The sequence below is a fragment of the Hymenobacter sp. GOD-10R genome (genome assembly GCF_035609205.1).
Lineage (GTDB): Bacteria > Bacteroidota > Bacteroidia > Cytophagales > Hymenobacteraceae > Hymenobacter.
The window spans coordinates 6,313,126-6,339,672 of the sequence record NZ_CP141184.1; the positions used below are offsets into that span (position 1 = coordinate 6,313,126).

A 26,547-nucleotide genomic window follows, 5' to 3' on the forward strand; every position below is an offset into this window, starting at 1 on the left:
TATTTGGGCAATTAGTGCCAGGGCTACCAACAAAAAGCCCCGCGCAGTATCTGCGCAGGGCTTTTTGTTGGTAGGATTAGTAGCTGCTAAAATAACGCTGGGGTTGTCGTTTTGAGTTGTGCAATGACTGTTTCGCCCCCTTTTACCTTGTCGCCTAACTGCACTTTGATGTCGGTATCGAGGGGTACAAATACGTCAACGCGAGAACCGAACTTAATAAAGCCGAACTCTTCGCCTTGGTTTACTTCGTCTCCTTCGTTCACGTACCATACGATGCGGCGAGCCATAGCGCCGGCAATCTGGCGGAACAACACTAGCGGGCCAGCATCGGATTCAACGACCACCGTGGTGCGCTCATTTTTGGTGCTGCTCTTGGGGTGCCACGCCACCAAGTAATTGCCTGGGTGGTACTTGAAGTAGCGCACGATACCCGAAATGGGGTTGCGGGTGATGTGCACGTTAATCGGCGACATGAAAATGCTGATCTGCTTGCGCACATCATCAAAGTATTCAGGCTCGTGCACGTCTTCAATCACCACTACCTTCCCATCAGCCGGGGCAATCAGCAAGTCTTCGTGCGTTAGGAGGTTGCGGTATGGGCTGCGGAAGAACTGTAGCAGTAGCAAAAACACTACAGCCGATACGACCGCAAAGATACGGTTGAACGTATCGTTGCGCGCATTCACCTGAAACAGCAACAGGTTGATAGCCAACAAGACCAGAATGGTAAAAAAGAGTATGCGTCGTCCTTCTTTGTGAATCTTCATAAATCGCAGATTAGCTGCGCTGACTTTCCTTTAACACCAAATTAAGTACTTAAAGCAGCGTTAAATAGCTTGGTTAGTCGAACAGGCGGAGAGGCAATAAAAGTTGCCCAGGGGTTGGTTCGGAAAACGAAAGTACGAATGGCGGACAAAGATAACCCGGGCCGTATGGTCCGGGCTATCTAAGTTTATCCTTTTAAGGCAACAATCGTCAATTGGTTACAAGATCAACTTAATTAACAAATGTATTAAGCGCCGCGCTAGCTAGGGTTAGAAGCCGCCGCGGTACTTATACGTCTGCGCTACTTTATCGATAGCCACTACGTACGCAGCGATACGCATGGTCACGTTGTACTTCTCTGCTGTTGCGTACACCTTCTCGAAAGCATCCGACATGATGCGCTCAGCGCGCTCAATTACCATGTCTTCGCTCCATTTGTAGCCCAGGCGGTTTTGCACCCACTCGAAGTACGACACCGTAACGCCGCCCGAGTTAGCTAAAATATCGGGTACTACCATGATGCGCTTGTCGCGGATGATGGCGTCGGCAGAAGCAGCCGTTGGGCCGTTGGCTCCTTCTACAATCAGGCGTGCCTTGATATCGTGGGCATTGTGCTCGTTGATTACGTCTTCAACGGCAGCAGGCACTAACACGTCAACGGGCGAAATGAGCAACTCGTCAGCATCCATTTTCACGGCGCCAGTAAAGCCTTCCAACCGACCATTATGGACGTTTTTGTAAGCAATGGCTTCGTCGATGTTGATGCCGTTCTCGTTCCAGTAAGCGCCACTGATATCCGATACGCCTTTCACTTTCAAGCCTTTCTCAGAAAGCAGCTTTGCGGCCCAAGAGCCCACATTGCCAAAGCCTTGCACAGCCACTGAGGATTGCGTGGGGTCCATATCTAGCTTTTTCATGGCAGCAATAGCAGCTACCATTACGCCGCGGCCGGTAGCTTCTACGCGGCCCAGCGAACCACCTAGCACCAGCGGCTTACCCGTCACGACGGCCGGCGAAGTCATACCCGTGGTTTTGGAGAATTCGTCCATCAGCCACGCCATTTCGCGCGGACCAGTACCCATATCAGGGGCCGGAATGTCGCGGTCGGGGCCGAAGACGTCTTTCATTGCCAGCGTGTAGCCGCGCGTCAGGCGCTCAATCTCGCCGGGGCTCATGGTGCTCGGATCGCAGATAATACCGCCCTTGGCACCGCCGTACGGAATGTCAACTACAGCGCACTTCCACGTCATCCAAGCGGCCAGGGCTTTTACCTCGTCGAGGTGAACGTGCATGTCGTAGCGGATACCGCCTTTAGAAGGACCTAGGATGGTGTTATGCACCACGCGGTAACCTTCAAACACACGCCGCTGCCCATTATCCATGGTCACGGGAATGTTGACGATAATTTGCTTGTCGGGTGCTTTCAAGACGTTGTACGTCTCGTCGTCAAGTCCGAGAATCTCAGCCGCGACATTAAAGCGCGACATCATGGATTCGAGAGGATTGTCGCGGTCCACGAGGGGAGCCGGTTCTTTATACACAGTGCTAACAGGTGGCATGTGAATAGGAAATTATGGGTGGGTGGAGAGAAAAATGAGCTGTAAACAAGGGGTGGAGCTACAGCTCGTTAAAAATGTGCGGCAAAGGTAGCAGCTCCCTTGCATACGTTTACGATAACACAACAGGTGCAAATCCCGTGCAATGGTTGCCTATTTATATAGAGCTAGGTGTTTTTACTATGAATAAACAACAAACCAACACGATAGTACCTCTGAAGGCTAGCTTCTTAACCGAATAATAACTGCAGTACGACCAGCACGGGCACCACAAATAAGAAGGCGTCGAACCGGTCGAGTAGGCCGCCGTGGCCGGGCATGATGCGGCCAGAGTCTTTCACATCGACGCTACGCTTGAGCATCGACTCAGCTAGGTCGCCTAGTACGCCGAACACGGCCACAACGCCGGCAGCAACTAAGCGATGCACGAGCGGCATTTCGGGCAGCAAATACCCTAGGCCCCAGCCGACCAGCAGCGTAAGCAGAGTGCCGCCGATCCAACCTTCCCACGTTTTGCCGGGTGAAATGCTAGGGGCTAGCTTGTGCTTGCCGAAGGTTTTGCCAGCGGCATAAGCCCCGATGTCGGCCGTCCAGACAAGCAAGAGTAGAGCGAGAATGCGGCGGTAGTCATAACCATTTTCGGTGAATACCAGTGCATTGAGCAAACTCATGGGTAAGCTCACATAGAGTAAGCCGAGCAGCGCTACCCCGACATTGGCAAAGGGCGAAAAAGATTGATTCGGCCGAGGCCACGCAAACATCTCGCGCAGAATAAGCAAGGTGGGCAGCAAAAGCATGAGGGCCAATAGTGCATTCTGACCTACTGGAACGAAGTCAAACCAACCGCCTTTCTCCGGCCCGACGTACAACGATGCTTTCCGAGCTACCCCTTCATAATGGTATACACCATTCAGAAAATGGATAGCCCCGAACAATACTAAGCTCAGACAGCCCCCTAGCAACGCCGCCGGCTTGTACCCCGCCTTGCGCATCATACGGTAGAACTCCCACAGCATCCGCATCTGCACGAGCCCAAAAAACAGGGCGAACGTCCAGGCGCTGTACCAGATGCAGCCGAGCAACACCACGGCCCCAATCACGCCGAAGATCAAGCGCTGGCCTAGGTTCGACATGGGTTTCTTGCCGGTGGGAGGCTGCGGTACGGGTTCGGCGGGAGCGGGTGAGCTAGACAAGGCGGAAAATGAATAAGGGTACGCTATGTACGATCAGGATTATCGGGCAGACTTTTCGTGGCTACCGTCGACGCCGGCTCTCCCTAGGGTGCGTCCCGTTGACGGCACGTAAGAACCGGGTCGAGCAACGGCAGCCCCGCCACTGCTGAGCGTGTGCATTTCGGAAGGCAGCCGCACTTCATCGGAAGCGACGGGGGCAGCCAGCCAGCGCTGCATGCCTCGCAACAATAAAGCCGTAAGCAGCACTGAACCTAGCACCAGCGGCCACGGTAGGCTCTCCGTAGAATCTGGATTGAAGGTGTCGGCAACGTGGCGCTGTTGCAAATAAAGCAGGATCAGTTGGAAAGCATTCTGGGTAAAGTGGGCGGCCATGGGCACCAGAATATTGCCGCTCCACTCGTACAAATAGCCTAGCAATACGCCCAATACCAAGCGCGGCACAAAGCCAAAGAATTGAAAGTGAATGGCGCTGAAGATCGTAGCCGCGACCCAAACACCGACGTGCCGCGATCCGAACCACTGCACCAAGTTGCGCTGAATCACGCCCCGGAATACCAACTCTTCGCTGATAGCGGGCACCACGGCAATAACCAGTAAGCCAATCAGAAAGCGAGAGAAAGACGTGAAGCGGGTAAGATACTTGGTGAGCTCCTGCGCTTTGTCTTCCATGGCGCGGGCGCTAGCTTCCATGTCTTTCAAAAAGGCGGGAAAATGCGCCTTGGCATTCCACTCAATCAGCCCCGACATAAATGGAATAGTGCCGAGAATTAGCAAACCCGCCGCCAATAGCAACCAGAACGGCACCGGCCGGCGCGGCGCGAAGTATTGTGGAATGCTGTTGCCTGTAACCTTCGCCAGCGCCAGCGCCGAGCAGCCAAAGCCAACGAACAGCAGCACCCCCTGCGACAACATCGTGAAGGACCAGCCCTGCTCGTACGCCGCTGGGTTTTGGGTCACGTTGCCGAGCTCCAGAGCACCTAGCCCGAAAGCCAGATGCCCGATGACCATGATAAAGAAGCCGGCAATACAGAACGCTCCTAGCATAATTCCCACCAGCAAGATGAGGTTTACAAGCGGGTGCAAACGGCTGGACACGAAACCTTTCATATGTTTTTAGTGCTTAGTGCTAAATGCTTACCGCTTAGTACTGAATAGGAGCACACCAGTTGCCCGCAAGAACACGGGCTTTTGCTCGTAAGTACAAACAACTAAGCACTAGACACTATTATGTGTCGTAAATTTGCGTAAAATCCTGTTATCGCCTTTCCTGTGGTACATATCCGCAACATAGCTCTGCCCGATTTCCCACTTTTGCTCGCCCCGATGGAGGACGTGTCCGATCCGCCATTCCGGGCCGTATGCAAAGCCAACGGCGCCGATTTGATGTATACCGAGTTTATTTCCTCGGAAGGTCTGATTCGCGACGCGGCCAAGAGCAAGAAGAAGCTCGACGTGTTCGACTACGAGCGACCCATTGGCATTCAGCTCTTTGGCTCCGATGTAGATACCATGGGCGAGTGCGCCCGCATCAGCACCGAAGCCGGCCCTGACCTCATTGATATCAACTACGGCTGCCCCGTGAAGCAGGTCGCCTGCCGTGGTGCCGGTGCGGCGCTGCTGCGCGACATTCCGAAGATGGTAGAAATGACCGCCGCCGTAGTGCGCAACACGCCCCTACCCGTGACCGTGAAAACCCGCCTAGGTTGGGACGATACCACCAAGAACGTGGAGGAAGTAGCCGAGCGCTTGCAGGATGTTGGAATTGAAGCGCTTACCATCCACGGCCGTACCCGCGTCCAGATGTACAAGGGCGATGCCGATTGGCGCCTCATCGCCAAGATCAAAGAAAACCCGCGCATCAAGATTCCGATCTTCGGCAACGGCGACATCGACTCGCCCCAAAAAGCTCTCGAATACAAGAATCGCTACGGCGTTGATGGTGTGATGATTGGTCGCGCCAGCATCGGCTATCCTTGGATTTTCCGCGAGGTGAAGCACTATGTAGCCACCGGCGAGCTGCTGGCCCCGCCCACCGTGGAGGAGCGCGTGGCCATGTGTCGCATGCACTTCGAGAAAAGCCTGGAGTGGAAAGGCCAGCGCGCCGGCATCTTCGAGATGCGACGCCACTATGCCCAATATTTCCGCGGCCTAGAAGGCGCTAAGCAATGGCGTACCCGCCTGGTAGACGCCGAGCAACCCGAAATCATCCGCGAGATTTTGGAAGAAATTATTGCTGCTGAGCCAGTGATGGTGGGGTAGTAACACCTTTGCCTTCGCTAGAGCTAGTAGTTGGGCAAGAGGAAAGAACGCCTGTCATCCTGAGCCTGCGAAGGACCTCATGCCTTTTGAATAAGTCGTTACAACGATTGTCGTTCACCTGGCATAAGGTCCTTCGCAAGCTCAGGATGACAGGCGTTTTAATAATCTAGCTTTTAGTTCGTAGCCCGCGTAGGGTGCTGGGCTGGCAGGGCGAGTGGTTTGTAGGGCGAGAATGACCAACTTGCCGGCTGAACGGCCAGTCCTTCCTACTTTCTTCTGCTTTGACTTCTAATAATTCCGCCGCTTCCTTTTCGGCATCGACCGCGGCAACTACAACGTCACCTAGCTCACAGTCTATTCCGCCGGCTGCCTGGGGCTTGCTGCTGCTGCTGGCTAGCATCTGGGGCACGTCGTTCATTCTGATGAAGAAGGGGTTAGTGGTTTTTTCGCCGCTGGAGCTAGGTGCCACACGCGTGAGCGTAGCGGCTTTGCTGTTGCTCCCGTTTGCGCTCCAACACGTGCGCCACGTGGAGCGGAGCCGCATCAAGTGGCTGCTACTGAGTGGCATTGTCGGTACACTCATTCCGGCTTTTCTGTTTGCTTACGCCGAAACCAAGCTAGCTTCCGGGCTGGCCGGCGTACTCAATGCGCTTACGGCGGTATTCACCTTGGTTGTGGGTGCCTTCTTTTTTGGGCAACGTCTCACCGGCTTGCGTGTGCTAGGTATTGGGCTCGGCTTGGTGGGCACCATCGTGCTGATGCTGCTGGGCGGCAGCGGTGGCGAGGCTACGCCGGCCGGTGTGGGCAATGCCTGGTACGGCCTCTACATTGTGGCGGCTACTGTTGGCTATGGTGTGAGTGTCAACGTGATAAAGCACCACTTGCACGGTATTCCGCCGGTTGCCGTGACGGCGCTTTTGCTGCTGTTCATCGGCGGACCCGCCCTAGCTTTCCTGCTGCTTGGCACCGAGTTTCTACACAAGCTAGCTACCGTGCCTGGCGCGTGGGCAGCCTTTGGCTACATCGCCCTGCTGGCCACCATGAGCACGGCTGTAGCAATGGTGCTGTTCAACAAGCTCATCCATCAATCAACGGCGCTGTTTGCTTCTTCTAATACCTACCTGGTACCGATCGTAGCCCTCGGTTGGGGGTTGCTAGATGGCGAGGTTATTAACGGCTGGCATTTGCTCGGCATGGCTATCATTCTGCTCAGCGTGTTTATCATTCACCGGGCAAAGTAGAGCTAGGTTAGGCCGTGTCTGTCATTCCAAGCTAAGCGAAGAATCTGGATTAATTACCTAGGTACATTACTCAGATTCCTCGCTTGGCTCGGAATGACAGACACAGCCTAACCAGACCCCAAAACGACTTCTTTTCGTACTGCCTCTTCGAGCTTACTTCACCAGCTCGTTTATCACATGGAGAAATTAGTGCTACTGCGCCACGGCCAAAGCGTATGGAACCTGGAAAACCGCTTCACCGGCTGGACAGATGTTGACCTTTCCGCGGAAGGCGCCCAGCAAGCAGCCCATGCCGGAGAGTTGCTCAAGAAGAACGGCTATACCTTTGACATCGGCTTTACTTCTGTGCTGAAGCGGTCTATCAAAACCATGCACACCGCTTTGGAAGCCATGGATTTGCTCTGGATTCCGGTGCAGAAATCGTGGCGCCTCAATGAGCGATTTTACGGCGCCTTGCAGGGCCTAAACAAAGACGAAGTAACGGCGCAGTACGGGGAAGAGCAGGTGCTAAAATGGCGGCGCAGCCCGCAAGAGCATCCGCCGGCTATTGACCCCAACGATCCGCGCTTTCCCGGCCATGACATCCGCTACCAGCACTTAACGCAACGCGAACTGCCCCTAACCGAAAACCTCAGCGAGACCCTAACGCGGGTAATGCCCTTCTGGACGGAGCACATTATGGCTTCCATCCGCAAGCAGCAGAAGGTGATTGTGTGTGCCCACGGTAATAGTATACGGTCTTTGGTGCAGTACATCGACCACCTCTCCGACGAAGAAGTAACCCAGCTAGATATTCCCACGGGAGTGCCGCTCGTGTATGAGTTAGATGACAACTTCAACAGAATCAGACACTATTATCTAGAGTAGTTGATCCATGCTCCGGCCCGACGCCCTAGGCGTCCGACCGGTTTTTGTTAGAACGAGCGTCGTGCTGACGTTGCAACCCTGACAGGGGCTTCAAGCCCTGTCAGGGTTTTGGCAGAATGTGCACCCAGCCTACACTGCTCAGCTTGATTTGCTTTGTGTAAGGATTTGTTTGATTTTGGCAACGCTAGCGGCGGCAGCTAGCCTGAGCTTTGTGGCTCATAACCAGTGCGTACTACTACCTAGCCGTAGCACTACCCATTCGTTGAGCTATGCACGAAACCCTTCTGCTTTGCCTAGGTCTGCTCATCACAGTATGCCTACTGATCATCCTGAGTCAGCGCTTGCGCCTCCCCTATCCGATTTTGCTCGTACTTGGCGGCCTTGCTGTAAGCTTTGTGCCGGGGTTACCGCCCATACGAATCAACCCTGAACTCATCTTCCTCATTTTTCTACCACCGCTGCTCTACGAAGCGGCTTGGTTTACTTCCTGGAAGGATTTCTGGCGGTGGAGGCGGGTCATCAGCTTCCTCGCATTTGGGCTGGTATTTCTTACCTCTGGCATTGTGGCCTACGTGTCGTGGGCAATAATTCCGGGGTTCACGTTGGCCCTAGGTTTTCTGCTGGGCGGAGTCGTATCGCCACCCGATGCGGTGGCGGCCACTTCGGTAATGCGCAGCATGTCGCTTCCTCGGCGCATCATGGCCATCTTGGAGGGTGAGAGCCTGGTCAACGATGCTAGCAGCTTGATTGTATTCCGCTTTGCCCTGGCGGCGGTGCTCTCCGGCTCGTTTGTGTGGTATGAGGCGGCGGGACAGTTTGTGCTGGTTACGGTGCTGGGGGTTGCCGTGGGACTAGGTATTGCGCTAGTGTTTTATGCCCTGCACCGCTGGCTTTCGGTCACACCTAGCCTGCACACGGTACTCACGCTTATCACGCCCTATTTGCTCTACACAACGGCCGAAGCGGTGCACGCGTCTGGTGTAATGGCGGTAGTAAGTGGCGGTCTATTTCTCTCCTACCAAAGCGCTACCATTTTCACGCCGGCCAACCGGCGGCAAGGGCTACACACGTGGGCTACCGTGGGCTTTATCCTGAATGGAGCCGTCTTCATGCTAATCGGTTTGCAACTGCCGCTTATCGTTAAGGGCTTAGATGCTTACTCTAAGCTCGAAGCTATCGGCTACGGCTTGCTCATTAGCTTCGTCGTGATTGCCACGCGCTTAGTACTTACCCTGTTAGGTTCACCATTCACCCACTGGATCAGTCGCTACATCACGGTGAGCGATGCTAACCCGGGTTGGCGCGGACCAGTAATAGTGGGCTACGCGGGCATGCGTGGGGTGGTATCGTTGGCCGCAGCTTTATCAATTCCACTGCTCGATAGCGCAGGCCAGCCTTTCCCGGAGCGCAACATGGTGTTGTTCATCACCTTCATTGTCATTCTGGTTACGCTGGTGGGTCAGGGCTTGACGTTGCCCATGCTCATCCGCTGGATAGGCGTAGAAGACCTCGACCACTTACAACCAGAATATGAGCAGCAACGAGCCGTGCGCGGGCAGCTCATCACACACGCCCTCGATACCCTAAACGAGCAGTATGCCGCCCAAACGCAACGCAACAGTCTAGTAGGCGCCCTAAAGCAGAAGCTCGAGAAAGAAGTACACCTCTCGACGCACCAGGTGCCCGCGGGAGAAGACGACGAGCAGGAAGTAGCGGAATACTACCATATCTACTCCGAACTGATCGGGGTGCAGCGCCAAACCTTGCTCAAACTCCGCAGCCAGGAGGAGTACGACGATGAAGTCATCCGCAAGCTCGAAACCCAGCTCGACCTAGAAGAAGAAAAGCTGGAGCTATTGATGGAAGCGCAAGAGCAAACACCTTCCGCGGCAGAACACCCCGTAGCGCAAGTTACCCAAGAGGAAGTTTAGGCCTGTTAGCAGTGCAGCTATGATACCTAGCTTCCTGAGTTAAGGAAGTTTCGGGGGCCGATGGCTGCTCCTAGCTAGCTGCTTTCTGTGCAGCGTACGAATTAATCGCCCAAGAGCACGAGTTCACCGCTCAACAGTATCAGCTTTTTATGCGCCGCTTGCGTATTAATCTGAGGTCTTCTGACCTAGGGATCATTCTATTGCATGCATCGTATATGATAAATCATTTGCTCGGCCGGGTGGCCGTGGGGCTGGTAGCGCTTCTGAGCGTTGCAGGCTGCAATTCCAAGAAAAAAGACACGGGTGGCGGCCCTGGCGGAGATGGGAAGGGAAAAGGCCCAGCGCCTATAAAGGACTACGCCGTACTAGCTATCCGCCCCGATACGGTTACGCTTTTCCAAGACTATCCAGCTACTATTCAGGGCCAACAGAACATCGAGATTCGCCCGAAAATCGACGGTTTTATAGAAGCTATTTACGCCGACGAAGGTGCCATTGTGAAGAAAGGCCAGCGCCTGTTTCACATCAACGCGCCGCAGTATGAGCAAGAAGTGCGCACGGCGCGTGCCGGCATTAAAACCGCCCAGGCCAACGTGGCAGCCGCCCGCATGGGTGTTGCCAAAGTGCAACCGCTGGTCGAGCGCAATATCATCAGTAAATACCAGCTCGAAGGGGCTCAGTATACCTTACAAGCCAATTTAGCCGCCTTGGCGCAAGCGCAAGCTTCCCTGGTCAATGCCGAAACGAACCTAGGCTACACCAACATCACGAGCCCCGTGGACGGCGTCATCGGCACCATCCCGAACCGGATTGGAAGCCTAGTAAATAGCACCTCCGCCGATCCGCTCACTACTATTTCGAGCACCGGCAAGGTGTACGCGTACTTCTCGCTCAGCGAAAAAGCACTGCTGGATTTCATCCGCCGCCGGCCGGGCAGCACCCTACAAGAGAAGCTAGCCAAGGTGAGCGATGTGCGGCTTATTCTGGCGGATGGCAGCATCTACTCGCTCCCTGGGCGCGTGGAAACGGCTATTGGTCAGATTAATACCGAAACCGGCACAAGTAGCTTCCGCGCTACCTTCCCCAATCCCCAAGGGTTACTGCGCAGCGGCAGCAGCGGCTTGGTACGCACCCAGCGGCCCATGGAAAATGCCCTGATCATTCCGCAGAGCGCCACCTATGAGTTGCAGGGCAAGCGCTTCGCCTATGTGCTCGGGCGCGACACGGCGGCGCATGCAGTTGCCATCACCACCGTGCCCACCCCTGATGGTAGCTCGTTTGTGGTGCAGCAGGGGCTAAAAGCAGGTCAGAAGGTGATTGTAGAAGGCGTGGGTGGCTTGAAAGAAGGCACCAAAATCCGGCCCCTGCTGGTGAAGTCAGTAAAGCAAGAAGTGGCCGCTCAGTGAGCACACGACAGAACACAAAAGCTGCCCGTCATGCTGAGCCTGTCGAAGCATCTCGCTTGCAATAGTAATCAGATTACTTACCACAACGACCACACACGAGATGCTTCGGCAAGCGGACGCCAGATGAAGCATGACGGGCGGAACCAAACTAAGCAGCTATAAAAGCTTATGCTAAAAATATTCATAGAGCGCCCGGTGCTCTCTACAGTTATTTCGGTCATTATTGTGCTGCTGGGCGTGCTCGGGCTCATGAACTTGCCGATTGCCCAATACCCAGACATTTCGCCGCCTACGGTGCAAGTGTCAGCTAGCTACGCGGGTGCCAACGCCGATGTGGTGCTCAAGAGCGTGCTTGTGCCCTTGGAAGAGCAGATCAACGGCGTGGAGGGTATGACCTACATGACGTCGTCGGCCACGAACCAGGGCTCGGGCAGCATTCAGGTGTACTTCAACGTAGGCACCGACCCCGACCAAGCGGCCATCGACGTGCAAAACCGGGTGTCCAGCGCGACCAGCCTCTTGCCCCAAGAAGTAACCCTAGCCGGCGTGACGGTGCGTAAGCAGCAGAGCAGTAACCTGTTGATCTTTGCCCTCTACAGCGACAACCCGGCCTACGACCAAACCTTCCTCCAGAACTACGCCCAGATCAACATTGTGCCCCAGGTACAACGGGTGAATGGCGTAGGCGCCGCCAACGCCTTCGGCTCGCGCACATACGCCATGCGCATCTGGCTTCAGCCCGATAAGATGGCCATCTACGGCCTCACGCCCCGCGACATAACGGCCGCCCTAGCCGACCAAAACGTGGAAGCCGCACCTGGCGCCTTTGGCGAAAACAGCGACCAAAGCTTCCAGTACGTTATCAAGTACACCGGTAAGCTCCAATCGCCGGAGCAGTTCGGCAATATCGTGCTCAAAGGCACGGCTCAGGGGCAGCTATTGCGGCTGAAAGATGTAGCCCGCTTGGAGTTAGGTGCTCAGGCGTACAACAACAGCAGCACCACCTTTGGCAAGCCCTCTGTAGGTATTTCGGTAAACCAGACGCCGGGCTCTAACGCCCGGGAGGTTATTAATAAGTCGGTGGCGGTGCTGGAACAGGCCTCCAAGTCATTCCCAGCAGGCGTTCACTACATCAACTTGGTGAACATTAATGACTTCCTAGATGCCTCGATTGATAAGGTAATTCACACGCTGATCGAGTGCTTTGCGCTGGTGTTCCTGGTGATTTTCATCTTTCTCCAGGACTTCCGCTCTACCATCATCCACGGTGTGTCGGTGCCGGTATCTATCATCGGCACGTTCTTTTTCCTCTACGTCTTCGGCTATAGCATCAACCTCCTGACGCTCTTTGCCTTGGTGCTTGCCATCGGTATTGTCGTTGACGATGCCATTGTGGTGGTAGAGGCCGTGCACGCCAAGCTCGAAAGCGGTTATACCTCCCCGCGTAAGGCGGCCATCGATGCCATGGGTGAGATTACCGGAGCCATTCTGAGCATCACGCTCGTGATGGCCGCCGTGTTCTTGCCCGTTACGTTTATCCCGGGTTCCGTCGGGGTGTTCTACAAGCAATTTGGTATCACCCTAGCGGTGGCCATCCTGATTTCGGCCATCAACGCCCTCACACTTTGCCCGGCGCTAGCGGCACTGTTCTTAAAGCCCCCGCACCACGAGGAAGACCAGAAGGCCGAAAAGAAGACCTTGATGCAGCGCTTCAGCGTGTCGTTCAACGCGGCCTACGATGCTATGGTGGGCAAGTACACCCGCGCCGTCGACTTCCTAGCGGCGCGCAAGTGGCTAGCGCTGGCGGGTGTAGTCGGCTTTGCGGGCTGCTTGTATTTCCTCATGACGACCACCCCGAGCAGCTTCGTACCCAACGAAGATATGGGTACCATTTACGTGAACGTGTCGTTGCCGCCGGCTTCTACCTTAGAGCGCACCACGGCCGTTACGAATGAAGTGGATAGCATCATCCGCGCTATTCCGTCGGTGCGAGGTACGCTCCGCAATACGGGCCGCAACTTCCTAGCCGGCCAAGGCAGCGCCTACGGAATGGTGATTGTGCGCCTCAAGCCTTGGGACGAGCGCAAGGATGTGACGAACGAAGATGTACTCGCCGAAATAAGTAAGCGGACGGCGCACATTCGGGAGGGCACAATCCGCAGTCTGCCACAGCCTACCATCACCGGATTCGGCGCGACGGGTGGCTTTACCTTTCAGCTACAAGACCGCGGCGGCCACAGCACCACCGAGTTCTACAAAACGGCGCAAGATTTCTTGGCAGCCCTCAACCAACGCCCCGAAATTCGGGATGCCTCCACGTCCTTCAACCCCGGCTTTCCGCAGTACCAGCTCAGCGTGAATGTGGCCAAGGTGAAAGCAGCAGGCCTCACCGAGGCCGACATCCTGAACGCCATGCAGGTGTACTACGGCGGCTCGTACGCGTCCAACTTCAACCAGTTTGGCAAGCAGTACCGCGTGATGGTGCAGGCCGATACCCTCTACCGAGCTAGCCCCGAAGGCCTCAGCAAGATCTTCGTGCGCAACGCCACCGGCGAGATGGCGCCCATCACGGAGTTTGTCACGCTCACGCGGGTGTATGGCCCCGAGAGCCTCGACCGCTTCAATTTGTTCACGGCTATTTCCGTTAATGGGCAGCCGAAGGAAGGAGCTAGCACCGGCGAGGCCTTGCTGGCTATTCAAGAAGTGGCTCGGCAAAAGCTACCCGCAGGCTACAGCTACGAGTTTTCGGGCATCAGCCGCGAGGAGCAGAACAGCGGCCGGCAGTCGCTCTACATTTTTGCCTTGTCGCTCATCTTCGTGTATCTACTGCTGAGCGCGCAGTACGAGAGCTACCTGCTGCCTTTTGCAGTGCTTCTCTCTATCCCAATTGGTTTGAGCGGTACCTACTTGTTTGCCAAACTCTTCGGCATCGACAACAACATCTACCTCCAGATTTCGGTGATTATGCTCATCGGTCTGCTCGCCAAAAACGCCATTCTGATGATTGAGTTCTCCTTGGCGCGACGACGTGGGGGCGAGATGGGCATCTTGGAAGCGGCCGTAGAAGGGGCCAAAGCTCGCCTGCGCCCGATCCTGATGACGTCGTTTGCCTTCGTATTTGGTTTGATGCCGCTGCTGTTCGCAACCGGCGCGGGTGCTAATGGCAACAAGAGTATCGGTGCAGGTGCTATCGGCGGCATGCTGTTCGGCACCTTGATCGGGGTGTTCTTCATTCCGGTACTGTTCATCATCTTCGAAGGTATTCAGGAGCGCATCAGCGGCCCACCCAAGACGCAGGAGCAGCTAGAGGCCGAAGAAGCGGAAGGTGGTCCACCGCCCGCCGCGGATAAGCCCAAGCCAGCCGATCGACCCAAACCCGAACCGGCTATTGCTTAATACTTTGAACGTGCTGAATGCGGAGCGTTGCCGGGAACCTAGCACCTAGCTTTTCTACCAGACAACCGCTCCGCATTCTTCCCTCAACAGTCAATATCTAATTAGATGAAAACCACCCACCTGCCGCGCCTTCTTCTCCCCTTGCTCCTGCTCGCGGCCGGTAGCTGCCAAGTGCTGAACCCTTATAGCCGTCCAGAAACCGCTACCACTGGCCTCTACCGCGATGCGGCTACGACCGATACCATTAGCCTAGCTTTCCAGCCCTGGCAGCAGCTATTTACCGACCCGCTGCTGCAAAAGCTCATCAATGAAGGCCTGACTAATAACCGCAATCTGCAAGTGGCGGTGGCGCGCATCGAGCAATCACAAGCCCTACTCGCCCAGAGCAAAGCGGCTTTTCTACCTAGCCTCAACGGTCGCGCCACCACTACCTTATCCCGGGCCCGTGGCTCGCTCGTGGGCACCAACGCCGGCGGCAGCACGACCACAACAGGTGGCACCACAACTGGCGGTACCACCGGAGGTGGCACGACGGGCGGCGGCACCACCGGTGGCGGGACAACGGGCGGGGGAACAACCGGTGGTGGCACGACGGGCGGCGGTACCAACGGTAACGGCACCACTACCACTGACCAATCGACCATCGTGACGGGTGGTTCGCCGCGCCAGTACTTGCTAGCCCTGAGCAGTAGCTGGGAGGCCGATGTATGGGGCAAGCTCCGCAGCAATAAACGCTCGTATGTGGCCTCGGTGCTGCAAAGCGAGGCGTACCGGCGCGTGGTGCAAACTCAGCTCATTGCCGACATTGCCGATAACTATTTCTACCTGTTAGCCCTCGATGCGCAGTTAGAAATTACGCGTCAAACGGTGCAAAACCGCATCAAGGATGTAGAAACGATGCGCCTGCTCAAGGAAGGCGACGTAGTAACCGAAGCCGCCGTGGTGCAGAGTGAAGCGCAACGCTACGCCGCCGAGGTTACTATTCCGGACCTGGAGCGCAACATTCGCGAAACGGAAAACCTGATGGCAACTTTGCTGGGCCGCGCCCCGCGCCCCATTGAGCGGAGCACCCTAGCCGCTCAGCCGTCTACCCCACCGCTACTCACGGGCGTGCCCGGCCAACTCCTGCGCAACCGCCCCGATGTACAGCAAGCCGAATACGCCTTCCAGTCGAGCTTCGAGCTGACCAACGCGGCACGAGCCTACTTCTACCCGAGCTTCACCATCACGGCCAACGGCGGCCTCATCAGCTCTACAATTGATAACCTGTTTTCACCGACGGCCATCTTTGCGAGCGTAGTAGGCGGTTTGTCTCAACCTATTTTCAGCCAAGGGCTGAATCGGGCGCGCTTACGTCGGTCGGAGGCATTGCAGCGCGAGTACCTGGCCACCTACCAACAGACCATGTTTACGGCCGGGCAGGAGGTTTCGAATGCGTTGTTCGCCTACGAAAGTGCTGTTCAGAAAGCTAGGATTCGTGCCCAGCAGCTAGCAGCCTTAGATAAGGCCGTCGATTATACGCAGGAATTGCTACGTGCCGGCTTCGCCAACTACACCGAAGTACTTACGGCGCAGCAAAGCTTGCTTTCGGCCCAGCTCAACAGCGTAAACGACGCATTGCAGCAACGCCAAGCCGTCACAGACCTTTACCACGCCCTAGGTGGTGGCTGGCGGTAGCTGGGGTCATTCCAACCCTGACAGGGCTTGAAGCCCCTAGCAGGGTTTTAGCAGAACGTGCACCTAGCTCGTGCAAGCGTCCGCAGCCGACAATCAGTCGGACGCCTGAACGCATCGAGCGGTGGCAAATCTGAACCATCAGCAAAACGATTCGGTGACAACCCTAGCTAGGTTAACTCGTTCAAACCCAACGAACACTCCACCTTACCAACCACATACACCATGGGAAGCATTGCCTTGCACGGGTTTGGCCGCATTGGCCGGCAGTTTTTGCGCATTGGTTTGAAGAATAATCTGTTCGTACCCGTTTCAGTCTCCGACATTCGGGACGAGGAAACGCTGGCCGCACTATTCGCCGTTGATACGAACTACGGACGCTGGCACGAGCCCGTATCGGGTAGCCCAGGCAAATTCAACATCGGCGACCGGGAGATTCAGTACATCAATTCTTCGAAAGAAATACCTGACTGGTCCGCTCTAGGTGTCGACCTCGTGGTAGACTGCACCGGCCGCGCCACCACCCGCGCGGGCGCACAAGCCCACCTCGACCGCGGCGCTAAGTATGTGCTCATTAGCGCACCGAGTAAGTCGCTGGATGACTGCGACGCCGTGCTGCTGAAAGGCATCAACCTCGATACCTTCGATGCCAGCAAACACAAGATCGTGAGCATGGGCAGCTGCACCACCAACGCGTTGGCGGCCGTGGTGAAAGTCGTGCTGGAAAACTTTGGTATTAAGTACGGTTTGTTCTCTACCGTACACTCCTACACCAACACCCAATCACTCACTGACCAGCCGATGAAAGACCGGCGCGACTCCTGGGCCGCGGCCGAAAACATCATTCCGTCTTCTTCGGGCGCGGCCAAAACGCTGAAGTTTATCTGGCCTGACCTGAACATTACGGGCAAAGCCTATCGCGTGCCTACGCGCACCGGCAGCATCGCCGAGCTAAACTTAGTGACGGAAAAAGAGTGCTCAGTAGAGGAAGTAAACGAAGCTCTGCGCCAAGCCGCGAAGGAAGGCCCGCTGAAAGGTGTAATGGACGTGCTGGAAGATGAGTGGGCGTCGTGCCGCATTGTGGGCGACCCGCACACTTCTATCGTCGACTTACCCCTCACGGCTAAGCAAGGTGAGCTCCTGTCCGTTGCCGCCTGGTACGACAACGAGTGGGGCTTCTCCAGCCGCCTCGCTGAAGTAGCTGCCTTCTTAGCGGAGAAGATTTAAGCAGAAAACCAGAACACTTACGTCGAATCAGCTAGAGGAACCTGACGTGCTCCTCTGGCTAGTTCTGAGCGACAAGAGCCAGAAGCATCTCGCAACCTAGGTTGGGGAGAAAGCAGGAAAGCAAACTACTGAGCTAGGTCCGCCTCTGGCGGGATGAATAGCTAGGTCTGTTATCTTTCCGCTTTCTCCCCAATTTGCGTTTGTAAAGGCCTCATGCACAACATTGAGCTAATTATTGGGCTTCTGGCCGTCGTCACCATCTTAGCGGAAGTAGCCGACCGGGTTAAACTTCCTTACCCTGTGCTGCTCGTGATAGTAGGCATGGTACTAGGTTTGATACCGGGTTTGCCGCGGGTCACGGTAGCTCCCGACTTAGTATTCCTGCTGTTCTTGCCACCCCTGTTATACGAGGCAGCGTGGAGCACTTCCTGGCCCGACTTCAAAGCATATCGTCGGCCCATTGGCTTTCTGGCTCTCGGGTGCGTGTTGTTCACGACGGGGTTGGTCGCCGTCGTCGCCCACGCATTCATTCCCGATTTTAGCTGGCCAGCGGCTTTCGTCCTGGGTGCCATTATTTCGCCCCCCGATGCGGTGGCGGCTACCAGCGCTACCAAAGGCCTAGGTCTGCCGCGACGGGTGGTTACCATTCTGGAAGGCGAGAGTCTAGTAAACGATGCCACCGGCCTGATTGCGTATCGCTACGCGCTGGCGGCGGTGCTCACGGGGCACTTTGTGCTCTGGCAGGCGGGCTTGCAGCTGATCTGGGTGGCGGCCGCGGGTACGGGCATCGGCTTGCTGGTAGGCTGGGGCATCTTTCACGTGCATCGCCTCACGCGCAATCCCATCGTGGTTACGACGCTCACGTTTCTGACACCCTACCTAGCTTACCTAGCGGCCGAAGAGATACACGTATCGGGGGTGCTGGCGGTGGTAGCGGCGGGCTTGTTCCTGGCCCGGCGGTCAGCTACTATTTTCACCCACGAAGCTAGGCTGCAAACATACACTGTTTGGAAAACAACGGTATTGCTACTCAACGGCTTAGTCTTTATCCTGATTGGCCTAGCTCTGCCCAACATACTTGCTGGCATTCAACAAGAAGTCTCTTGGCAGCAGGCACTCAGCTACGGCATTGTGGTTACGCTTACTGTGATTGTGGGCCGGCTACTGTGGGTGTACCCGAGCACCTATTTGCCGCGGGTGCTGAGCCGCGGCATTCGGGAGCGGGAGCCGAAACCCATACTGCCGCTCGTCACGGTTATTGCCTGGACGGGTATGCGCGGGGTGGTGTCATTGGCTATTGCGCTGTCCTTGCCGCTCACTCTTAGCCCTGGCGTGCCCTTTCCGCACCGCAACCTGATTCTGTTCATCACCTTCGTCGTGATTTTCTGCACCATTGTAGGGCAGGGCTTGAGCCTAGCGCCGCTAATCCGTTGGCTGGGCATCGCTCCCGACGACAGCGTAGAGCACGAAGAAGTAGAGCTGCGCTTATATCTAGCTGGCCAAACCGTCACTTACCTCGGCAGCCCCGCCGGCCAGGAGCACGCGCCGCCCGATGTGCTAGCTCGCATGAAAAGCCGCTACGACATCCGCCTAGAGCGCTTGCACAACCGAGCGCTTGGCGTTCGTGCCAGCCGCTTGGAAGAGAAGCCCATCACCCAGTTTCAACAGCTACAAGAAGCGGTTATTCAGTTTGAACGCAGCGTACTTGAAAAGCTCCGACACGAGGAGAAAACCAGCGAGGAGCTGCTGCGCAAAATCGAAAACGAGCTGGACTTGGAAGAGACACGCTTGGCGCTGGATAAAGCGTGAACAAGCTAGATTCTGCTTGTTTTTAAGATGAAGGCCTTCTATTAATGTTCGGTCCGAGAAAAGTTGAGGAGAAGCAATGATTATCCGTGACCAACTCGAAGGCAGAAAATGGCCCTATTTTAAGTAGGCTGTTATAAGGTAGATTGTCTGGTAGTGGTTGAAAGATTATTGTAGCGCAACAAGCCTTTCCAAGTTCCGCGCAAGGCATAGCGTTGCCCCGTGGTTGTGTTCTTCAACGTGCCTTGAAATGAGCAAGTGAGGTGATATGCCTCGATTTGGCGGCTGATGTCGATACGAGAGTTAGCCGGAATCTTGATTGTTAGTATCTGCTTGGCATACGTGCCGTATGGTTTCTGCTGTTGGATGGCACTGAGCGGAAAGGTCTCTGTAGAGTAGCTGACCGCCTCCATACCCGCCCAATCCTGCGGCACCGGCACAACCAGATTGCTTAGGTCGATTTCTTTAGGCAGGAGACTGGTTTGGTCAATTTCGAACTGAGAAGTTTTCACTAAATCATCAACACTCGCTTCAATTTGCTGTGTAGCCAAGATGTTACTCGGGTTCTGTACACTTAGTCCCTTCAAGGGCACTGCTACCGTATCAATACGAGCCCCAGGAGTCAAGAAGTAATGGACATCGGTAACTTCATACTGCGCCGGCACAGTCGGTTCGGGCTCCGTGTGTTCTGATTTGATACAGGAGCTTAGTGGAATAAGGATGAACAGACTAGGAAAGATATGCTGAGGGAAATACCTCTTATATAGTTGATTCATCATTGTGTGGAAGCAGTTGTGTGAAGAAAAGCGATGCACAATATTTTCACTTACAGATACATAGTTTAATCGTGGCGAAGGGCATGGCATCCGTAACGACGTCAGTATAGTCAAGTTTGCACGCACTCGTGCTAACGTAAATACCTGCAATGACGGGCCGAGTAGCTGGTCACACCCTCTGAAGCAGCCAAAAAGGCTTTATTTTCAAAGTTATTCGACCGGTAAACACTATAGTAAGTCGCTACTGAATATGGCCTGCTCCGAGTCCTATTTCTTAGTAACCGACCTGACTCTAACCCTCACCGGTCCATCAGTCGGCCGACTTACTCGCTGAATTTTCTGCTCCAATTCCTCTGTGTTTGCTACAACGACAGGGCTATTATACTTCTTCGCCTTTCGGTTAGCAGTTCGAGCGGTTTTCTCTGCTGGCGTTTTGCTGTTTGAAACAGGAGCTGTCTGGGCGTGAGCACCAACTTGGCTCCCCGTGAGGAATAGTATGCTGAGTGAAAAGAGAACGGTTTTCATGGTATAGATCAAAAAGCTAGAGATGAGCACTGGTAATGAGCTAGGCAAATAGAAAATGATCTTTCTCAAGGTACTAATTATCAAGGAAATACTCGTTGACAAAACCTACCGGCTGTGTACCACAATAGTCTGAGGTTTAGCAAGCAGGCCTAAGTACCTACCACGTTATGCCGCTTCTATCCTGGGTAGCAGGAAACAAAAAATACCATTAGTTCTGCTTCAAAAAACAAGTATATTTGGAAGTATTCCAATAAAATCTATTCAGATCCCATGGCTCTGATAGGATCCGCTATACATTGTTTCTAGTCTAACTCATCGAGTTGATTATTGATGTAAAACCGTGGTTTAATAATATAGAAGCAGATCAAAAGCATTGTACATAGTAGTATACCCGGATTGATTGCACTAACAAGATTATCACCGATAAAACACATCATTATTCAAAAAATCAATAAGTTATCTTATACAGCTTTTATTCCCTCGCAATACATAAAATACTAATTAATTGAAAAACAAAAGCACCTCAGACTCATTACTTTTCTTTAAGTGTCAGTAGTTAAAAACTGAATAGTGAAGTATGGAAAACATAAAATACGCATTTATTATCTTATTGATAGTTACTTTGGCGTTATGCTCAACACAACGTTCTGTAGCGCAGAGAACCCAAATTAAAGGATTTGCTGACGCATCTGCTTATTATCAAAAGGGCAAAGCAAGCTTTGCTCTTGGCGAGCAAGATTTGTTTATTACTTCAGAAATAACCGAGCGATTATCGTTTTTGGGCGAGACAGTCTTCAAGTATTCTCTTGACTCTCCTACTGACTTTGACATTAGCATTGAACGTATAATTCTAAAATATAACTATGCAGGTAATCACAGCATTCTGATAGGAAAGCATCATACACCGGTTAATTACTGGAACGACACCTATCACCATGGTAGAGTATTCTTCCCTACAGTTGATCGACCCTTGATCTTCTCGGAAGGCATCATCCCACTTCATACAACTGGCGTCAGCTTACAAGGACAGAACCTTGGTCGTATTCGCTTTGGCTACGACCTCATGGTTGGTAACGGGCTAGGCTCAGGTGATGTGCAAGACAATAACATTTTTAAATCGCTAACAGCAGCCATCCATATAAAACCAAAGGATGGAATGCGTATTGGTGCATCACTCTACCATGATGTAATTTCGAAAGGAAGTACGATCCACAATCATTATAGTGGCGTTAGTACACTAATACCTACCAAGGTGAACCAAAATATAATGACAGCTTCTATTTCTTATAACGATTCTATTTTTTCTAAAAAATACGAATTATTAGCAGAGAGCAGTATGGTTATGAACAAATCTGATAGCCTAGGTATGCAAGATGCCCTAGCTTCCTACGTGTATGCTGGCCTAAGAGTAACAGATAAGATCATACCATACATTAGATTTGATGACATCCGTTATAAGAACAAAGAAGTATACTTTCTAAATAACAATGTTCAATCCTTTGTTGGCGGGCTGCGATATGAGTTAAGTTACCTAGCCGTTCTCAAACTTGAATATCAGCACGTAAAGAACCGCCAAGCAAGTACCACGGACAGGTTAGTGTTTCAAGTAGCCGTTGGTTTTTAAATTATCATGCTCATGACGCGGCTTTTCCTATTTATTTTCATTCTACTCCTACTTACCGTCTATCTCCCATTACCGGCAAATTCACAAAATATGAGTTTGACAGTAATTGCCAACGGGAAAGGAATACCAGCAGAAATGAAGATGGACCAATTAAGATCAATAATACGGGGAGAGAAATTGCGCTGGCCTGATGGCAGTAAAGTTGTCATAGCACTTATGAAAACCAATACTCCTATTGGAGTAAATACCAGCAAAAAGATCTATAATATGAGTGAAAACGAATTGAACAAGTATTGGCTTGCCCTAGTATTTCAGGGCAAAGCCAATGCTCCCAATTTTTTCAATTCCGAATCCGATCTTGGAGAATTCGTCTCGCAAACCAATGGTGCTATCGGCATTCTCAGCCAACCACCTACAAATAACAAGGTTATAATTGTCGATGGAAAAAAGAGCCTATAGTCTTCTCCCGTAGTGCATTATCGATAAAGGCATCTCATATGCTAGCCAGCTTCTACAAACTACCTGCTGTCCAAATCATCAACCACTTACGTCTTACCGTTAAGACTAAGATTTGGATAACGGTAACTAGTATTGTATTGCTATTTTCCTTTTTTATTTTATTCTACTTACCAGCTGTGCAGGAACGATACCTGCTCAGCAATTTTAACAAAGAAGTTCAGAACCATGCAAATACAGTTGCTCTAGGAGTAAAGATTGCTATGACTGAACAGAACTTCCAGGGCGTTCAAACCGCTATGGATTTTGTTAACAAGGACCCTTTGCTGCAATTCGTAAGCTTACTACAAGTTGACACCGTCTGGAATAAAGTGCATTCTACTTACCAAGTAACTAGAACTGTATTTAGGACTTATCCCGAAGCAAAGAAGATAAATATTGATGCTGTATCGAATGATTCAACAATCATAAAACGTGCAAATTTCAGTACTCCGGTGATGAAAGGTGCAATACTATTAGCTTTTTCAACGAGGGAAATTGTTCAAAGCAAAAGAAACATTCGTGCTACCTCTTTATTCTTTAGCTTCTTAATCTTTACCATCGGCATCGGCATCGGCTTCGTTTTAGCCAGGAACATTTCTATTCCTGTGCTAGCATTAAGAGACGCCGCCACCAAAGTAGGAAGGGGAGATCTTACCCAAAGGGTATTCAGCAAGTCGCGCGATGAGATAGGAGAGCTTGGCATTGCTTTCAATAAAATGGTTGCTGATTTATCGAAGGCACGCCAGGAATTAGAAGATAGAACCCGCGAGTTAACGGTAGAAAAAAAGAAGTCAGATGACTTACTTGAAGGTCTTAATAAGACGCTGACGGACCTAAAGGAAACGCAAGAACAACTAATTAGACAAGAGAAATTAGCTTCTATCGGGCAAATAACCAAAGGTCTAGTTGATCGATTACTTAACCCCTTGAACTACGTTAGCAATTTCGCTGAAGTATCAAACGAGCTTCTAGAGGAAGGAAAAGAACTATTAAATACAGATAAATATATTTCTGACGAACATATTCAGAACGAGGTAATACCAGTACTTACTATGATAGATGGGAATATAGATAAGATAAAAGAACACAGCTTTAGCTTAGTTAAAATAGTAAGGAGCATGGGAAGGTTGTTGCAAGCCAAATCTACAACCTTCATAGAAGCGGATGTCAATTCCTATGTAGAAGAACAATTTGCTATGTACAAAGGCGAAATAGATGCAGCTCACAGCTACATCTCTCTAGAATTGATCAAAGGACTCAACCTTAACAACTATACTGTAAATATTTTGCCTACAGAAATGAGTTTGGTCCTTTACAACATCATGAGTAATGCTCTCTACTCTATACACGAAAGACATTTGACAGACGCCAATTTTCATCCTAAGCTGATCGTTGAAACTTGTTTCAACAAACAATTTGTGGAAATCAGGATACAGGATAATGGTAAAGGAATATCAGACACCGAAGAGAAGCAGATTTTTTCTCCTTTCTTCACAACCAAGCCTACTTCTAAAGGCACAGGCCTAGGTCTATTTATCAGTCAAGATATTGTCAAGTCACACAAGGGAAATATAGCAATAGATACGCAGCAAGAGGGATTTACTACGTTTGTAATTAAATTACCTACATCAACTTCATCCCTAAGCTAGACAGTCAATTTACCGTGGCTCGAAATTGTTATTAGCGAGGTTACTATTCAGCCAACTCTGAAGCGTTCCTATTGCTCTTCCACAATCTGCACGCCCCAGGGGCCTAGCTGCAACTGCTGATTTTTGGCCACAGCCTGACTGGAGAGCAGTTCCTTACCTGCGCCGTGCGGGTAACGCACAGAGCTAGGTGCAGCCGAGTAGTTGAAGTAATAATGTACCATTTTCTTGCGCTGGTTTACGCCCGCTTTCGTGATGAGCGGAAACTGTAGCTCCTGATCAGCGCCCCACAAACCGTCTTTCTTTACCGCGTCAGCCACGATCTTCTCCACTACCGCGTTGCTCGTGCGGCACCCGATATAGGTAGCTAGCCCTTTGCCGTAGGTGTTTTCGGTGATGGCCGCGTACTTGCCCCACGCCGGATGATCGTAGGAGGCTAGCACTTTGGCGGTGGTGGGCGTGAGCAGCTCCATCCACGTGCTTACCTGGTTGTTGGCTTGGCCCACTTGGTACGGGTCGCCCTTCAGCGTCACTTTATCGGGCGCCGTGAATAGGCTGTACGTGACCCCGCACGCGGCACTCAGAACGCCGGGCTGCGGGGTGGTGCGGACCTTCACGTTCTCGTCCGAAAAACCGCTTCGATACGTGCATACGAGGTGGCCGCCTTTCTGCACATACTGGTTCAGGCGCTCCAGCAAACTTGTGGGCGCGGCGTAGAGCATGGGCACAATGACCAGCGAGTACTTATCTAGGTCGGGGCTGCTAGGGTCCACGAAGTCGCAGCCTACATTCTGGCGGTATAGCGCGTCATAGAAGGAACGCAGCACCTCGTTGTAGCCGAGCCCGTTGGCAAACCACTTTTCGGCCGTCAGGGCTTCGTTGCTGAAGAGGATAGCGACTTTATTGGTCTTCTGTAAGTTGACCAAGCTGGTGCTGAGCCGGTTGAAGTCCTGCCCAATAGTTTTGGCTTCGTTGTAGACGGGGTTGGGCTCAAAATCGTGGCTGAGCAGGCCTTTCCAGTAGGTTTCAGCGGAGTTATGGATGGAGTGCCAGTGCCAATATTCTAGCAAGCTAGCACCGGAAGCTAGGTGGCTAAACGCCTGCAAGCGCAACTGGCCTGGGTACGGCACCCACTGCGGAAAACCCTGGGCTTCCGTCTCTAGCACCAAGTAGCTCTGCCCGCCTTTCATGGAGCGAGTGATGTCGCCGCCCAAGGAGATTTCGGTGCCCGTAAGTTGGTCTTGACTTGGGTGGTAAATATCGATGCCGGCAATATCCAGTGCTTTAGCCGCCGCAAAGTGATCAACTTCTGACTGAATACCGTAGGAGTGGCCACGCCAGTCTAGGTCGAAGTTTTGGGTAATAAACTGCTCCGGCTTCTTGTATTCGCGCACCATAGCAGCCTGCCAAGCGAGGAAGTCGGTGACGAGTTGGCGCTGAAACTTGGCAAACTCGCTGCCTAGGCTCGCATTGATGGTGCCCACCGTCGACGGGAAATCCTCCCAGCTATTGATGCGGTTGCTCCAGTAGTCGAGCCCATACGCCTTGTTGAGCGCATCCAGCGACGGAAACTTCTTCTGCATGTACTGCACAAATTGCTTCTGCACCGCCGGCCCGGCCGTATTATACGCTTTCGTCTCGTTATCAATCTGATAGCCAATAATGGCCGGATGGTTTTTGACGTGACCTAGCATAGCCCGAATCACCAGCTCGGCGTGGCGGCGGTAGTCGGGGTTACTGATATCCATGTTCTGACGCGGACCATACTGGTTTTGCCCCTGCGGCGTAATCGCTAGCACCGCCGGGTACTTACGCACCAGCCACGTCGGCACGGCGTACGTTGGGGTACCGATAATAACGCTGATGCCCGCTTTGTGCATAGCGTTCAGGACCCGATCAATGTGCGAGAAGTCGAACACACCTTCCTGCGGCTCCACCGTGCTCCACGTCGATTCGGCAATGCGCACCAAGTTGATGCCGGCGGCCTTCATCATCTGGATGTCCTTATCCAGCCGATCATAGGGCATGTACTCGTCGTAGTACGCCACCCCGTAGAGCAACTTATTGACCCTAGGTTTGACGGCCTGCGCACTCACGCGTTGGAACTGGCTGAAAAGCAGCAGGAGCAGAAGCGTATACTTGGCCAAGGCGAGTGGG

At 53.0% G+C, this 26,547-nt stretch carries 18 protein-coding genes; 12 read left to right on the top strand and 6 right to left on the bottom strand.

Annotation, left to right across the window (positions count from 1 at the left end):
* Positions 1-86: 86 nt before the first annotated feature.
* The 4 genes from SD425_RS25125 to SD425_RS25140 all read right to left on the bottom strand — a co-directional run bounded on the left by SD425_RS25125 (position 87) and on the right by SD425_RS25140 (position 4,621).
* The gene (locus SD425_RS25125; protein ID WP_324673494.1) at positions 87-767 is read right to left on the bottom strand and encodes a phosphatidylserine decarboxylase family protein; all 681 of its coding nucleotides are present in this window, start codon (positions 765-767) and stop codon (positions 87-89) included.
* A 267-nt stretch (positions 768-1,034) separates the two neighbouring features.
* Positions 1,035-2,255 (bottom strand): Glu/Leu/Phe/Val family dehydrogenase, encoded by a 1,221-nt coding sequence (locus SD425_RS25130; RefSeq protein WP_416381042.1) that lies wholly within the window; start codon positions 2,253-2,255, stop codon positions 1,035-1,037.
* 296 nt (positions 2,256-2,551) lie between these two features.
* Positions 2,552-3,514: a phosphatidate cytidylyltransferase gene (locus SD425_RS25135; RefSeq protein WP_324673498.1), complete on the bottom strand. Its 963-nt coding sequence runs from the start codon at positions 3,512-3,514 to the stop codon at positions 2,552-2,554.
* A 39-nt stretch (positions 3,515-3,553) separates the two neighbouring features.
* Positions 3,554-4,621, bottom strand: a complete 1,068-nt coding sequence (locus SD425_RS25140; RefSeq protein ID WP_324673499.1) for a CPBP family intramembrane glutamic endopeptidase — start codon at positions 4,619-4,621, stop codon at positions 3,554-3,556.
* 162 nt (positions 4,622-4,783) lie between these two features.
* Between SD425_RS25140 and dusB the strand changes: the two genes are divergently transcribed.
* From dusB to SD425_RS25185, 9 genes are all read left to right on the top strand, one after another.
* Positions 4,784-5,773 (top strand): tRNA dihydrouridine synthase DusB, encoded by a 990-nt coding sequence (gene dusB, locus SD425_RS25145; protein WP_324673501.1) that lies wholly within the window; start codon positions 4,784-4,786, stop codon positions 5,771-5,773.
* A gap of 281 nt (positions 5,774-6,054) precedes the next feature.
* Positions 6,055-7,014, top strand: a complete 960-nt coding sequence (locus tag SD425_RS25150; RefSeq protein ID WP_324673503.1) for a DMT family transporter — start codon at positions 6,055-6,057, stop codon at positions 7,012-7,014.
* 177 nt (positions 7,015-7,191) lie between these two features.
* A complete protein-coding gene (gene gpmA / locus SD425_RS25155) occupies positions 7,192-7,881 on the top strand; it encodes a 2,3-diphosphoglycerate-dependent phosphoglycerate mutase (RefSeq protein WP_324673505.1) in 690 nt (229 codons plus the stop codon).
* A gap of 269 nt (positions 7,882-8,150) precedes the next feature.
* Positions 8,151-9,812 carry a Na+/H+ antiporter gene (locus tag SD425_RS25160; protein WP_324673507.1) on the top strand — a complete coding sequence of 554 codons (1,662 nt, stop codon included), beginning with the start codon at positions 8,151-8,153 and terminating at the stop codon, positions 9,810-9,812.
* A gap of 215 nt (positions 9,813-10,027) precedes the next feature.
* On the top strand, positions 10,028-11,218 hold the full coding sequence (locus SD425_RS25165) for an efflux RND transporter periplasmic adaptor subunit (RefSeq protein WP_324673509.1): 1,191 nt from the start codon (positions 10,028-10,030) through the stop codon (positions 11,216-11,218).
* A gap of 168 nt (positions 11,219-11,386) precedes the next feature.
* A complete protein-coding gene (locus SD425_RS25170) occupies positions 11,387-14,614 on the top strand; it encodes an efflux RND transporter permease subunit (protein ID WP_324673512.1) in 3,228 nt (1,075 codons plus the stop codon).
* A gap of 105 nt (positions 14,615-14,719) precedes the next feature.
* Positions 14,720-16,291 carry an efflux transporter outer membrane subunit gene (locus tag SD425_RS25175; RefSeq protein ID WP_324673514.1) on the top strand — a complete coding sequence of 524 codons (1,572 nt, stop codon included), beginning with the start codon at positions 14,720-14,722 and terminating at the stop codon, positions 16,289-16,291.
* A gap of 222 nt (positions 16,292-16,513) precedes the next feature.
* Positions 16,514-17,515 carry a type I glyceraldehyde-3-phosphate dehydrogenase gene (locus tag SD425_RS25180; RefSeq protein ID WP_324673516.1) on the top strand — a complete coding sequence of 334 codons (1,002 nt, stop codon included), beginning with the start codon at positions 16,514-16,516 and terminating at the stop codon, positions 17,513-17,515.
* A 213-nt stretch (positions 17,516-17,728) separates the two neighbouring features.
* Positions 17,729-19,324: a Na+/H+ antiporter gene (locus tag SD425_RS25185; protein WP_324673518.1), complete on the top strand. Its 1,596-nt coding sequence runs from the start codon at positions 17,729-17,731 to the stop codon at positions 19,322-19,324.
* A gap of 131 nt (positions 19,325-19,455) precedes the next feature.
* Here the strand turns inward: SD425_RS25185 and SD425_RS25190 are convergent, their stop codons facing one another.
* The gene (locus tag SD425_RS25190; protein WP_324673520.1) at positions 19,456-20,100 is read right to left on the bottom strand and encodes a hypothetical protein; all 645 of its coding nucleotides are present in this window, start codon (positions 20,098-20,100) and stop codon (positions 19,456-19,458) included.
* A 1,099-nt stretch (positions 20,101-21,199) separates the two neighbouring features.
* Between SD425_RS25190 and SD425_RS25195 the strand changes: the two genes are divergently transcribed.
* From SD425_RS25195 to SD425_RS25205, 3 genes are read left to right on the top strand one after another with little or no spacing between them, the layout of a single operon-like run.
* Entirely contained in the window at positions 21,200-22,246 is a 1,047-nt protein-coding gene (locus SD425_RS25195; RefSeq protein ID WP_324673522.1) for a hypothetical protein, read from the top strand.
* A gap of 12 nt (positions 22,247-22,258) precedes the next feature.
* The gene (locus SD425_RS25200) at positions 22,259-22,705 is read left to right on the top strand and encodes a hypothetical protein (protein WP_324673524.1); all 447 of its coding nucleotides are present in this window, start codon (positions 22,259-22,261) and stop codon (positions 22,703-22,705) included.
* A gap of 38 nt (positions 22,706-22,743) precedes the next feature.
* Positions 22,744-24,393, top strand: a complete 1,650-nt coding sequence (locus SD425_RS25205) for an ATP-binding protein (protein ID WP_324673528.1) — start codon at positions 22,744-22,746, stop codon at positions 24,391-24,393.
* Positions 24,394-24,461: 68 nt separating this feature from the next.
* Here the strand turns inward: SD425_RS25205 and SD425_RS25210 are convergent, their stop codons facing one another.
* A complete protein-coding gene (locus SD425_RS25210; RefSeq protein ID WP_324673530.1) occupies positions 24,462-26,537 on the bottom strand; it encodes a beta-galactosidase in 2,076 nt (691 codons plus the stop codon).
* Positions 26,538-26,547 lie beyond the last annotated feature (10 nt).